This is a genomic window from Vibrio cionasavignyae (assembly GCF_050337155.1).
In the GTDB taxonomy this organism is placed as follows: domain Bacteria; phylum Pseudomonadota; class Gammaproteobacteria; order Enterobacterales; family Vibrionaceae; genus Vibrio; species Vibrio nomapromontoriensis.
On sequence record NZ_JAKJSR010000018.1, the window covers coordinates 46,914 to 61,159 of the forward strand.

The window sequence follows — 14,246 nt, forward strand, 5'->3', positions numbered from 1 at the left end:
TCCCCATGTAGAGTCGATTAGAAAAAGACAAAGGCTAGGGGGAGCCTTTGTCTCCTACTTTCCTTACAATGAGCGCTCTTGGAGCTCAAACATTTCTTTTAGGAACGGGCCTTTATCAGGGTCAGCAAAGGTTCTTTCATAAATTGGTTTCATCGAATCAATCAGCGGTTGTTTATCAATTTCAACAAATTTAACACCCAGATTTTTCTCAGCGAGCGCCATCGACGCCTCGGCATCAGCAACAATCACCTCTAGTGAGCGCTCACTTGTCTCGTTCATCAGACGTTTCACTGTTGCCACATCTTCAGGAGACATTTTGTTAAACGAGCGTTCATTGATAATAATCAGGTCAACCATGCGTGTTTGTTCAGTCAAAATGCCATATTTCGCGTATTCACCGAACTTAATATCCCATAACGTTCCTAAGCCTCCTTCACCGCCATCAATCATGCCTTGCTGCATGGCTGAATATATCTCGGTAAAATCAAGTGGCGTTGGCGATGCCCCCATTAGTGTCAACATTTCGATATAGGTTGGGCTAGACATACTTCTTAATTTGAGCCCTTTTAGATCCTCTATGCTATTCACGGGTTTTGTTGAATAGATACTACGCGGCCCGGTATCCATAAAACCAACCACTTCAAAACCTTTCGTTTGCGTCGTTTTAAAGAGCTTATCTTGAACCAAGTCGCTATTCATCACCGTTTTAAATTCTTCGAAATCACGGAAGATAAATGGCAAGTTCAGAACACCAAATTTGGGCTCAATATTTTCCATCATCGCACTGTTCACCAGCCCCATGTCCACCACACCGCTCTGTATTTGTTGTAAATACTGCGCTTGGCCGCCCAAGGTTCCGTTGGCAAAAACTCGAATTCGAACTCTTTTCTCCGTTTGATCCGTAACATTTTGTGCAAATTCTTGTAGCAGCTTACCAGTGGCACTGTCAGCAGGTACGTTAGATGCCAATTTATAGGTTTTCGCTGCCACCCCCTGTGACGACACAGCCAGTAAAGTCGACAATAAAACAGCAGCAATACTCTTAAGTTTCATAATTAATATTCCCTATTGGATGTAAAGTGATGCCATGATCACCAGAAAAATTTGCTATGTCCCATGGAGCGAAGCACAGCTTCGTAGTAGTAATAATCGCCGTAAGGCAGCATAGAATTCGCTAGGTAATCCAAATCTAAGTCATGAGCAACATGAACAAATGACGCGGCCTGGTTAAGCAAACCCTGTGCCTGAGGCTCTGCTGTGATATCGCAATGATTACGTAAAGCGTCAAGCATCTGAATACCAAATTCACGGTACTGACTCGACGCCTCCGGCTCCCCAAACGTATCCATAACCTGAGCAAGTAATAACGCACCAGAAGCGGTGACTGCGCCAGCTGAACTGTCTTTATAAGGCACTTCATGACTAGGCAGGCGGTAATCCCATATCGGCACTAGATCGTCGCTAATATGCTGCATAACGAACTTTAGTAACCCTGCACTGACATCAGCAAAACGCTTCTCTCCCGACATAAGCGCTAGTTGAGCAAAGCCGTGGATAGCCCATGCCTGTCCCCTTGCCCAGCAAGACTCATCTGCATACCCTTGGTAGTTACAGCCGCGAATTGGCTCATTGGTGGTCGTGTCAAAATCGAACGTATGATATGTGCTCCAATCATCTCTGATAATGTGCTTTATCGTGGTTTCAGCTTGGGCAATTGCCACCGTTTTAAAGGACTCGATATTGGTTTCAGAGTACGCCCACATCAGTAGCGGTAGGTTCTCCATACAATCGATAATAATTTTGCCTTGAATCTGCTCCGCATGTTCCTTGCCTTCAGAGCCTGCCGTCCAAGCAACAAGGTAGTTACCATTCCAGTTGAAACGATTTCTTAGCGCCTCAGCGGCGCGAAGCGCTAATGCTCGGGCTTCTTTATTGCCGGTCAATTTATAATCCGCAACCGCACTCAAACTAAACTGAAAACCGAGATCGTGATTCATTTGTATTGGTGTCGCGAGAATACGATCCAAATGTTCATATCGCATTCTTGCCATATTTTTGTATTTACTCTCTCCTGATACCATATACGCGAGCCAGAGTTGGCCCGTCCAAAATGAGTCCGTCCAAAAAATATCTTTTGGGTATCGCCATTGATAGTCATTGGGTCCTGCACCAACCATAGGGTTTCTTAAACCAATACGCGGTGCGTTTCTTTCAATGCTCGACAGTATATTGATACCTGTCTGTTCAAAGTGGAGGGTCATGTTCTACTGCATCCTAATTAACCATTCATTGCCAACTAGATTATTAACTTTTCTATTGATAAACCGTGACTATATGACCCTTTGAAACAACAAAAACCTATGAAACGTTTCATTGAAGGTGCGATCACATTATTAGTAAACGAACGGAATATAATAAGGGACATAACGATATAGTGACGTTATAGCGTCGGAAGTTGGTACAAAAACCACGATTTAGTGCCGCAATGGTCCACCGCCTATAATGAAACGTTTCATCATTAACCGGTGAAGGAGACAACATGAATAGAAAGAAAAAGACCACTCTCACCGATATCGCAGAACTCTGTGGAGTATCAAAAGCCACCGTCTCTAGAGTGATGAATCAAAGTGAATTGGTGAGTGACGACGTCGTTCGAAAGGTCCGTGCCGCGCTACAAGAGCATGGCTACAAACGGACTCAGCCAAAGCTAAAGATTCCGATGCCTATCCGAAAAATCCTTGTATTGGGTGAACATGACCTCAACTCCCCACATAGTTTTTTCGGATCCATACTAAAAGACTTAAAGCAACAAGCTAATGATCTTGATATCGCTATCGAGCTGCAACTTCGTGCACAAATTTCACATGACAACTCAGCTCAATTACTGACTCGAGCCCAAGCTATCATCGTACTCGGTATGGACGATTCTGAGTTACTCACCATGTTGCGCGCCACACACCTGCCTGTATTGCTTATCAACGGCTATGACCCAATGATGCAATTTTCAAGTGTCTCACCTGACTACTACCTAGGTGGGCAACTCGCCGCAGACTATCTGTTTTCCCTCGGCCATAAAAATATTAAATGCATCACCGCCAATATCAAACCCACCGTCTACCAACGGGCTGATGGGTTTAAAAGAGCCTTACTTGAGAACGGCATAACGCAACCTGACGAGCATATCATCGACCTGGCGCAGCATATTGTCGCTCAAACCATTAACGATGATGAAATCACCCAACTGGGAACCGACTTTGGCGCCCATAAGTGGATACCAGAAATGATCAGCAACGGCGTTTTTGCTAACTGTACTGCTGTCTTTTGTATTTGTGACATGATCGCAATGACGCTAATTGAAGCGTTTAGAACGCAAGGTATTCGTGTACCTGATGATATTTCCGTTTTGGGCTTTGATGACATTGACCTTGCCGAATTTTCAACGCCACCACTAACGACTATTCGTACCGACCACAAACGTATTGCCAAAGTCGCAATACATACACTAATTCAAGCCATCAATGACGGAGGGGATACCGTGACTCGAAGTTGCGTGTCCGTTTCTCTCGTATCACGACAAAGCTGTCGTCAGTATAAAAACTCATTTTGCACATCAACTTCGCCTAGCTAACAACGCAAAAAGCCGCAGAATTCTGCGGCTTGTAAACGATAGTACTTATTCGGGTATTACTAAAGCAAAGATATTCTTGCCTTCACTCACGACGGGCTCTAACTATCATGGATAATAACGATATTACTCAAGATACTGTTATCTACCCCCGTCACACCCTCAAGCTCGATAGTAACCGTTTTCCCATTACCTTTATCAATATTAATGAAGGTATTACCATCCTCTTCCGTCACGGCGATGGTGTTATTATCAAGCAAGCTTTGCAGCGTATCGTCATCATCAAACAAGTCAATAAAGTCAATCACATCTCGGTTTCCAGCTTCTTGAGAGAAGTCTGTGATCACGTCGTGACTGCCGTCCAAATCTGACTCTGTCCATTTGAAAGTATCGTCACCTAGACCACCCGTTAATACATCAGATCCCTGACCTCCAATAATCAGATCATCACCATCAGTACCCGTTATCACAGTCACACCATTACCGCCTTGCACAGCATAATCAACACTCTCTGCATCAAGGACATTACCGTTTGGAACAATGTTGACATCAACCGTAGCCGTTTCAAGGCTTGCTAATCCGTCGGAATCAACCGCACTGTATTCGAATTGATCCGCGACTTCAGCATCCACCACTTCAATAGACTGCAATACAAATCCCGCTTTTTTATCGTTATCATCAACGGCGACAATGCGCATTTCATCAAAGCCTTGCTCCGAGGACACGGAAATCGTTGCTTGATGATCAACGATCGCATCATTGTTCATCTGCACTGGTGTATTGCTGACTAAATCGCCTCCAGCATAGAGGTAGACTAAAATATTCGACTGCCCCCCTCCATTTGCGCTGGCACTAAACTGCCCTGTAAGACTGCCAATACCCACCAATGCTCGGGTCATTAAGCCTGCGGTAAACTTAATAGACATGTACTCTTTTTCCTGAGCTTCTGTCTCTTTCCCTTGGCCATTTTCATCGGCTCGTTTGGTATAGTAACCTCGCTGCTTCGCGGCTCCGGCACCATCAAATGCGATACTTTCGAGCTCGGTATTAATATGAGGTTGGAGTCCATCATAAGTGCCACCACTAATGGCTAACCCTTGTTCAAGAAGTACATTTAAGTCTGACTCATAGCCCGCTGTTGTCGCATCAAAGCCCACATCGAGATCGTAATAGACGTCGACACTGTCTTCCACTAAATCACCACTATCAAGATCAAACCGATCACCTGAACCACTCAAGAAATACAGCTGACCAAATTCTGGTTCACCTTCAATTTTAACGAACGTTTGCTTATCGTCGCTCGCATCATCTTCAAGGTCTGTCACCAGCTCAGAGAAATTAAGCGGAATCGTGTCGTCTTGTGCAAAAAACTCCACATCGGTCACTTCTGGCGCCGTATTCAAATTTGGTTGTGGATTCGGTACTACGGTTAAATTAATGACCTCTGAAACGGTTTGATCCGTAGTTGGGTGCGTGTCGTCATTTTCTGAAGACGTCGCTTCAATGGTGATTGGGTAGACCCCAACATCATCAACTAATACCTGTAGATCATCCAGCGCTTGCCACTGAGAGATATCCGCTTCAAGTGATTCACCAACAACCAACGTTTGAATCCCATTTGTCACAATAGTCCCTGCAGGTAATCCTTTTAACACTAGGCTTAATGACTCAGATCCGTCCATATCAGTCAAAGTAGCAGCGATATCACTTAGGTTGATATAGCTATCTTCATAACCATAATTGTTACGTGTGCTTAAAGATATGTTATCTAATAGCGCCCCATAACTATCAACCTGTTCGGATTCAAATAGTAGCCGGTAATTGCCATTTTCTGGCGTCTGGAACACGACATTTTCTGAGTTCCACGCTCTATCAACGCTATCATCAAACTCATATAACTCGCTTCGAACGCCTTGATCATCCACCAAAAATACTTTTACAGGTGAATCATTAACTCGCCTTGCAGCAATATCGAACGCTAGGTTATAAAAGGAACCGGCGCTGCCTTCAAAGTCTGTAAATAGAGAGTCGTCGGTATTGCGTCGACCTTCAATTTCAAAGATATGATTGTCGCTATCTTGTGATTGATTACCTAAGTAAACGCCCTCTCGTCCCACTTCACTCACTAAACTCGAGTTTTCTGTTCCCCAAACGCCCGTTGAACCATTACTGTTTAGCTCGGCATCGGAGACATTTCCACGCCACGAACGGCCCCCTAAACTCACGTTCTCAAAATCGATCGACGCGAGGATTTCCTCACCAGAGACATTCAGTACCGGTATATCGGTAACAGGCCTCACCGTCACTTCTAACGGTGCCTGTTCAATCAACTGATCTGCGCCATCAAGCGCATTGACCTGTAAGGTAAAATCAATATCACTATTCGGTGCAGGTTGAATAAACAGTTGCGCCAACTGAAGTTCATTAAGCGTGATTGTATTGTCGACAATAGGTATCTCAGCCACATCATCATAAATTTTTGCCCCGTCAGGAATGCCACTAATCACTACCTTAGTCGCATCGCTGTCAACCGGCAGGGTTACTGCCAAGGCAATTTTACTGTCTTCATCACCGATAGCTGGCGTAACAGCCAAATCTGGAACACTCATCACTTCAATGGTGGATAGCGCGGTATTGGAAGGTAGACTTAGTTCATCAAATGTCGTGATTTCGATCATTCTATTGGTCGTATCTGGGGTTTGACTGCCATTCTCAAACTGTATCAACTTGAGTGCGGCTTCATAGTCATCGGCGCTGGCATTACCATACAAGGAAATTTTTATTGCGCCAGAGCCTAACGTTTCACTCGAGTAAGCGATACCACTTAGCAATGGGTTACTTGGCGCCACAACATTAAAGCTATCGCCTGACTGAGGGTTAATTAAAATGACTTCCGCTAACGATATAATGTTGTTCTCATCAAAAACGTCTACATCATCATCGACAACACCAATCGCACTGTCCCCTTCAGTAAATACAGACGCAAAGCCAGTCCCTGCTTCGCTAGCATCAAGATCCAAGGTTGGTGCTGCGTTATTAATACGCTCATCAGCAATCGTAACAACCGATTCTTCACTCTCACCACCATCGGAATCTACCGCTTGATAAGTAAAACGATCATTCAATGCCGTTTCTAAGTATCTTAACTCCCAATTACCTGGACCGTCGGTACCCACGCTGATTCCGGTGATCAACAGCCCTTCTTCAATGTTCAGATCATCCACTGAAAAACTCAATTCGTGAAACAACTCGTCATTACCTGATGTGTCTTTTTGTACATCGGGGATATAGTCCACGCTAGAACCGTCGCTAAGCATCACTTGGATCGTGACCGCTGATTCATTACTATCGCCAAGCCCGCTATAGAAATAGCCGCCCATACCGTCTAGCCCTAAATTGATATGAGTTGCAGGCCGGTCTTCAAAAGCAATGGTAAGTTGTTCGCCCTGATTAATTCCCTGACCACCACCAATCCCCAAACCATGACCCACATGATTCTCTTGGACATCACCTCGATACTGCGTAAGAGGGCCACTGTTACTGCTAATGGTCACCTCATCACCATTTGCTAATTCAAGAGCACGATTCTTACTATCGACCTCATCACCCCAGTTATAAAACGTCTCTTGAGTACTCTCAAGATCACTGTCTGTCGGGATAACTCTAGTCCCTAGAATAAACCCTTGAGCATCTTCGCTCGCTTGATAAGTAATTTTTGTTGGATCGAAAGTATCGCCGTTATCCACTTGAGTTTGAGTGATCTCCACGCCGTCGTAATAAAGCGTACCACCGATAGGGAGTTCGGTAATTTTGACGTTTACCTGCTCGCCATTAATATCGTCCTCAATATCTGAAATATGATCGCTGCCAGCCCCTTCAATTGAGCCCACCCCCGTATCAAAACTCACACCTACCGGATCATTACCTGAAATGGTAAAGCTAAAGTCTTCAGACTCAGGAGGCGAGTTTACCGAGATAACATCAATCGTTGAAATCGCGACGTTAGAAGCTAAATCTTGATCATCAAACACGGTCACTTCAATCTCACGAGGCTCCGTATTTGGGTCTTCACTATCATTTTCAAATTCAAGTTGTTTGAGCGCCGCTTCATAAACATCCGCGTTCGCCTCACCACTAATAGTCAGTAATAACGCCCCACCTACTGTGCTAGTCGTTATGCTAAGCCCGGTTGGTAACACACCATTTAACGATAACGAATCATTGGGCTGCGGGTTTGTGAGTCTGATTTCGGCTTTGCTGATAACATCAATATCGTCAGTGATAACAATATCGCTATCAACAACCATAATGGGGGTATCTCCTTCGGTAAAGGTTGCGGTATACCCCGAGCCACCTTCACTGCCGTCTAAATCTAAAATTGGTGCATTGTTATCGTTATCTCCACTCGGCACACCGCCAATTTCGCCATCGTCAGAAATCGTGGCATCAGCAGTAACGCCAACGACCCCATTGGTCGTCAGCCCTGCTGGCTCGGTGATTTTCAGTGTAAAGTCTTCATCCTGCTCATAGTGTTCATCATCCAAAATACCAACGTTAATATCGATACTTGTCACCCCTACTGGGATTTCAATCTCACCGTTCACAATGACAAGCGGTACATCAGCATTGCCGTTGTTATAAGTCGCTGTCGTAGTGCCGAAGTCATCGCTATTGGTATCCGTATCTAAACGCGAAAGCGCTATGGTTAACGGCACATCTGAGGCGTGGCTTAATTCCAGTTCAAAACCGATACTACCCGCATCTTCGCTGACCTCACCACCACCAGATAAAGACAATGAAATAGGGTCATTATCAAGGATACTGCCAGCCGCTGACTGACCATCAATGAGCAAGGTAAAGCTTTCATCGCCTTCGTAGCGATCATCATTAACCGTGGGTAATGAAACGGTAAATTCATCCACACCCTCAGGAACTTCAAGCTCTCCTGAGACTGCGTTGTAACTCACCCCGTTGCTAAACGTCATACTGGAAGGGTCAACATCGTTGATTGAGGCGGTATCACCACTGGTACCAAATTCAATATCAAAGAACGTCTTAACGTTGGTCGTGCCATCTAAAGTGACTAAGTAGGATAGATTTTCGCCTTCTATAACACTATCCGCATCAAGATTAAGTTCAACACTTCCAACACCAATCGGTGCTGGATTCACTAACACATTAACGGTCGCAGTATCAAAACCACCCTTATCATCCGTGATTTGATATTGGAACTCAGTCCGTCCTGAGAAATCTTCTGGTAGATCAAAGATAACGTTATCACCTTCAATCCGAGCATCCCCTTCCGTCTCACCAAAGACGTAAGTAATACGGATGCTATCTCCGTCTACATCACTATCATTAGACAAAATTTCAGACAGCGGTATGACCACAGGCTCATCATGATCAAACACATAAGCCCCCGCTCCAACGACTTGAATGCCTTGTAAGAAATAATCTGAAGAATCGGTGCCACGAGCTGGCCCACCAGTAAATTCAACCGATTCAAAAACAAGACGGTCAAACGCTGCGCCGTTGGTTTCAATATCGAAGCTGCCTTCATGGCCAGAATCGTTATAAAAGTGATCACTTGCAACGAGGGTTCCCCCTAAATACGCCGACCATTTGCCTTGTTCATGACTGCCCGCTCCTCCTTCATTGGCAAAAAGATTGGTGACGGCGAAAGCCCCATCAACCGCTGGCTCTTTAAGCGTAATAATGAGTTGTTCAGACTCGTCATCTTCTCGGTTATATTGAATTTGAGATTCTGGACCAGCATTCACGGTACCATCAGGAATACCAATACGATCAGAGCTATCAATGTTATAGCTAACCGTTTCACCATCATACTTAGCAACGATGCTTTCAACGCCACTCCAGCCTTGATCACCACTGCCCATATCCCCTTGGATTAGGATATAACTCTCAGGATCATCCACCGCATCAGGATTCTGGTTACTTCTTTGATCGTCAATGGTCACTGTCGATTCTTCACTGTATGCACCATCAGAATCCAGCGCTCTATAATCAAACGAATCGTCTAAACTAGTTTCTAAATATCGTAACTCCCAATTACCATTACCTTCAGTGCCAACAGTAACAGCTTCAATCAATAAGCCTTCTGCTCCGGGAATATCTGCAATAGAAATATTCAAATCGACGTCTAAATCAGCATTTCCGGGACTATTTTTCTGGTAAGGGTCGAGCTCTACCGTAGATCCATCACTCAAGGTGACCGAAATAACAACAGAAGACTCATCGCTATTATTTAAATTCTCATCAAAAAAGCCACCTAACCCGTCAAGACCAAGAACAATCGAGGTTGCAGGGCGATCTGAAAAATCAATAGTGAGCGTTTCTCCTTGATTAATGCCGTGTCCACCTCCAACACCTAGCCCATGACCAACATGATTTGCATCGGGATCACCACTGTACTGAGTTAAGCTGCTTCCTGAACTGGTAATCGTAATGGTGTCATCACCGATAGTCAGCACTCGTTCTGCAGGAGTACTGCCGGGCTCACCCCAATTTAAGAAATCACTTTGACTACTTTCTTCCTCTGCTAACCCTTGCGGATCTTTGATTCCTAAAATAAACCCTTGAGCTGTATCATCAGGAAGATAGGAAATATTATTGGGGTCAAAAGCGGTTCCTTCCGCAACGCCATCAATGTGAAGATCGGCCTCGACGATTTCACGAACACTGACACCATCGTTGTAAAGTAACGTCCCGCCAATCGGAAGCTCAGTGATGACTACCGATAAGGTTTTGTCATCAGTAGTACTGCGATCATCTTCACGATCAGAGATATGGTCAGAGCCAGCACCGTCTATGGACCCTTCACCGGTATCAAAATAAACCGGTGTGGCAGCGCCATTGGTCACGGTAATAGCGAAGTCTTCAGATTCTGGGTCATCATTCAAGCCATGAACCGTTATCGATACCGTTTGTGGCTCACTAGGGCTTCCTTCATTATCAAGCGCATAGTAAGTAAACTCGACGACTTCTGACTCACCGCTAGTAAGCGACTGGAAATCTTCCCCCGGATTGAAGCTGTATGAGCCATCCGAGTTGAACGTTAGGCTACCTTTGTTGGCTGGAATGTCGTCTTGTAGCGCATAGGAGGAAATGGTGCCATCAATGTCTGACGCCGCAGGGACGTTACGTGAAATGGACGTATCTTCATCGGTCATTTCATCCGCAGGCAGCGCCACGGGCTTGTCGTTAATGCCCGTCACCGTGATAGTGATGGTTTGTGGCGCGCTCGCTAAACCTTCATCATCCAAGGCAATGTAGGTAAAGGTGACGTCTTCGGAATCGCCATTGCTGAGGCCTTGGAAATCTTCGCCCGGATCGAAACTGTATGATCCATCCGAGTTAAACGTCAGGCTGCCTTTATCAGCAGGCACGTCGTCTTGCAGGGCGTATGAGGCGATGGTGCCGTCAATGTCTGACGCCTCAGGCACGCTGCGAGAGATGGACGTATCTTCGTCGGTCATTTCATCCGCAGGCAGCGCCACAGGCTTGTCGTTGATACCCGTCACCGTGATGGTAATGGTTTGTGGCGCGCTCGCTAAACCTTCATCATCCAACGCGATATAAGTAAAGGTGACGTCTTCGGAATCGCCATTGCTGAGGCCTTGGAAGTCTTCGCCCGGATCGAAACTGTATGAGCCATCCGAGTTAAACGTCAGGCTGCCTTTATCAGCAGGCACGTCGTCTTGCAGGGCGTATGAGGCGATGGTGCCGTCAATGTCTGACGCCGCAGGGACGTTACGTGAAATGGACGTATCTTCGTCGGTTATTTCATCCGCTGGCAACGCCACAGGCTTGTCATTAATTCCCGTCACCGTGATGGTGATGGTTTGTGGCGCGCTCGCTAAACCTTCATCATCCAAGGCAATGTAGGTGAACGTGACGTCTTCGGAATCGCCATTGCTCAAGCCTTGGAAGTCGTCGCCCGGATCGAAACTGTATGAGCCATCGGCGTTAAACGTCAGGCTGCCTTTATCAGCAGGCACGTCGTCTTGTAGGGCGTAAGAGGCGATGGTGCCGTCAATGTCGGAGGCTTCAGGCACGTTGCGAGAGATGGACGTATCTTCGTCGGTCATTTCATCCGCAGGCAACGCCACAGGCTTATCATTAATCCCCGTCACTGTAATAGTGATGGTTTGTGGCTCACTGGCCAACCCTTCATTATCCAAGGCAATGTAGGTAAAGGTGACGTCTTCGGAATCGCCATTGCTCAAGCCTTGGAAGTCGTCGCCCGGATCGAAACTGTATGAGCCATCGGCGTTAAACGTCAGGCTGCCTTTATCAGCAGGCACGTCGCTTTGTAGGGCGTAAGAGGCGATGGTACCGTCAATGTCAGAGGCTTCAGGCACGCTGCGAGAGATGGACGTATCTTCGTCGGTCATTTCATCCGCAGGCAACGCCACAGGCTTGTCGTTGATGCCTGTCACCGTAATAGTGATGGTTTGTGGCTCGCTCGCTAAACCTTCATTATCCAACGCGATATAAGTAAAGGTGACGTCTTCAGAATCGCCATTGCTCAAGCCTTGGAAGTCGTCGCCCGGATCGAAACTGTATGAGCCATCGGCGTTAAACGTCAGGCTGCCTTTATCAGCAGGCACGTCGTCTTGCAGGGCGTATGAGGCGATGGTGCCGTCAATGTCTGACGCCTCAGGGACATTTCTATTAATTGACGTATCTTCATCGGTCATTTCATCCGCAGGCAGCGCGACAGGCTTGTCGTTGATGCCTGTCACCGTGATGGTAATGGTTTGTGGCTCGCTCGCGAGTCCTTCATCGTCTAACGCGATGTAGGTAAACGTGACGTCTTCTGACTCCCCGTTACTCAGCCCTTGGAAATCTCCCCCCGGATCGAAGCTGTATGAGCCATCGGAGTTGAACGTGAGGCTGCCTTTGTTGGCTGGAATGTCGTCTTGTAGCGCATAGGAGGAAATGGTGCCGTCAATGTCTGACGCCGCAGGGACGTTACGTGAAATGGACGTATCTTCGTCGGTCATTTCATCCGCAGGCAGCGCGACAGGCTTGTCGTTGATGCCTGTCACCGTGATGGTAATGGTTTGTGGCTCGCTCGCGAGCCCTTCATCGTCTAACGCGATGTAGGTAAACGTGACGTCTTCTGACTCCCCGTTACTCAGCCCTTGGAAGTCTTCCCCCGGATCGAAGCTGTATGAGCCATCCGAGTTAAACGTGAGGCTGCCTTTGTTGGCAGGAATGTCGTCTTGTAGCGCATAAGAGGCGATGGTGCCGTCAATGTCTGACGCCGCAGGGACGTTACGTGAAATGGACGTATCTTCATCGGTCATTTCATCCGCAGGCAGCGCGACAGGCTTGTCGTTGATGCCTGTCACCGTGATGGTAATGGTTTGTGGCTCGCTCGCGAGCCCTTCATCGTCTAGAGCAATGTAGGTAAACGTGACATCTTCTGAGTCCCCGTTACTCAGACCTTGGAAGTCTTCACCCGGATCAAAACTGTACGAGCCATCGGAGTTAAACGTGAGGCTGCCTTTGTTGGCTGGAATGTCGTCTTGTAGCGCATAAGAGGCAATGGTGCCGTCCACATCCGTGGCCTCAGGAAGAGTCGTCGTTAATACCGAGTCTTCATCCGTTTCAACATCATCGTCATAAGCCACTGGTGCATCATTGATTTCATTAATCGTGATTTCAACATTAGCAGACTGAACTGAGTTGGGCGCATCACGACCGTCATCAACGCTGTAACCTAAGCTCCCCACCTCTTCGCCTTCGTTGTAATCTAACGGGGCATCATATTGCAGGTTAGCGAGTTCATTTAACGTTAGCTCATCGCCAACAGATACCTTAGATCCATCCCCTAACGTGACCGAGCCCAAAACAGGAATGTTAATAATTCGGATAGTCAGCAGGTCATTATTAGCGTCCGTTGGCAGCGTGACCTCTAGAAGGTTGTCTTGTGATTCCTCATAAAAAGTTCGAGAATTATTGAATACAACCGGAGCAGAATTACTTAAGAATTGCAGTAAAGTGAGGGATTGTGTATTGGAAAGACCCTGCGCTTCTAGCCCAGAAGTATCGAACTGGGTTTGAGCAATAGTTTGCGTGTCATCGCGGATAATATTCCCCGATAAGGTAGGGCTAGAACTGCTCGCTTCACCTGCCGCAGGGGCTTGTTCTTCAGATTGAGTAGGGTCGGCACCCTCCTCAACTTGAGCAATTATCTGTTCGACATCCAGATCAGCAACATCAATTTCTTGTGCTGTGTTGTCTTCAGAAACAAATTGGACACTAAGATCATCACCAATTTCAGCGTTATCTAAGACATCGATAATCACATCCCCGGGACGTGGCGTGGCACCGTCTGGTAACAAAGCTAATTTACCAGCGCTGTCGAGTACTAACGTACCTGACACTTGCACTAACCCAATAAGAGACAATACACTCATGATTCACTCCTTACATTGCTCCTTTGCTCATAGAAGCAATGTCGTGTTTCGACCTAGCCAGCTCTAGTTGTAATAAATATTTATAATGAAGAAACGCTAAGCCAAACTGACAGACTTAACGTTTCCTTTACATTTAGATACCAGACCAAGTGTGTATTGGAAACCTTTCTATT

General features: G+C 46.3%; 4 protein-coding genes. 1 reads left to right on the forward strand and 3 read right to left on the reverse strand.

What is annotated here, in order from left to right; all coding sequences use genetic code 11:
* Positions 1 to 63 precede the first annotated feature (63 nt).
* Both dctP and L4D74_RS14540 read right to left on the reverse strand, forming a co-directional pair.
* Entirely contained in the window at positions 64 to 1,053 is a 990-nt protein-coding gene (dctP, locus tag L4D74_RS14535; RefSeq protein ID WP_428752830.1) for a TRAP transporter substrate-binding protein DctP, read from the reverse strand.
* Between the two features lie 38 nt (positions 1,054 to 1,091).
* A complete protein-coding gene (locus tag L4D74_RS14540) occupies positions 1,092 to 2,261 on the reverse strand; it encodes a glycoside hydrolase family protein (RefSeq protein WP_428752832.1) in 1,170 nt (389 codons plus the stop codon).
* 278 nt (positions 2,262 to 2,539) lie between these two features.
* Between L4D74_RS14540 and L4D74_RS14545 the strand changes: the two genes are divergently transcribed.
* On the forward strand, positions 2,540 to 3,628 hold the full coding sequence (locus L4D74_RS14545; protein WP_428752833.1) for a LacI family DNA-binding transcriptional regulator: 1,089 nt from the start codon (positions 2,540 to 2,542) through the stop codon (positions 3,626 to 3,628).
* Positions 3,629 to 3,726: 98 nt separating this feature from the next.
* On the opposite strand, the gene L4D74_RS14550 is transcribed toward L4D74_RS14545, so the two are convergent.
* Entirely contained in the window at positions 3,727 to 14,073 is a 10,347-nt protein-coding gene (locus L4D74_RS14550) for a cadherin-like domain-containing protein (RefSeq protein ID WP_428752835.1), read from the reverse strand.
* Positions 14,074 to 14,246: the final 173 nt, after the last annotated feature.

Excerpts from the sequence above, each read along its gene's own strand:
- L4D74_RS14545 (WP_428752833.1), top strand. The coding sequence starts at position 2,540 with ATGAATAGAAAGAAAAAGACCACTCTCACCGATATCGCAGAACTCTGT.
- L4D74_RS14540 (WP_428752832.1), bottom strand. The coding sequence starts at position 2,261 with ATGACCCTCCACTTTGAACAGACAGGTATCAATATACTGTCGAGCATT.
- L4D74_RS14550 (WP_428752835.1), bottom strand. The coding sequence starts at position 14,073 with ATGAGTGTATTGTCTCTTATTGGGTTAGTGCAAGTGTCAGGTACGTTA.
- dctP (WP_428752830.1), bottom strand. The coding sequence starts at position 1,053 with ATGAAACTTAAGAGTATTGCTGCTGTTTTATTGTCGACTTTACTGGCT.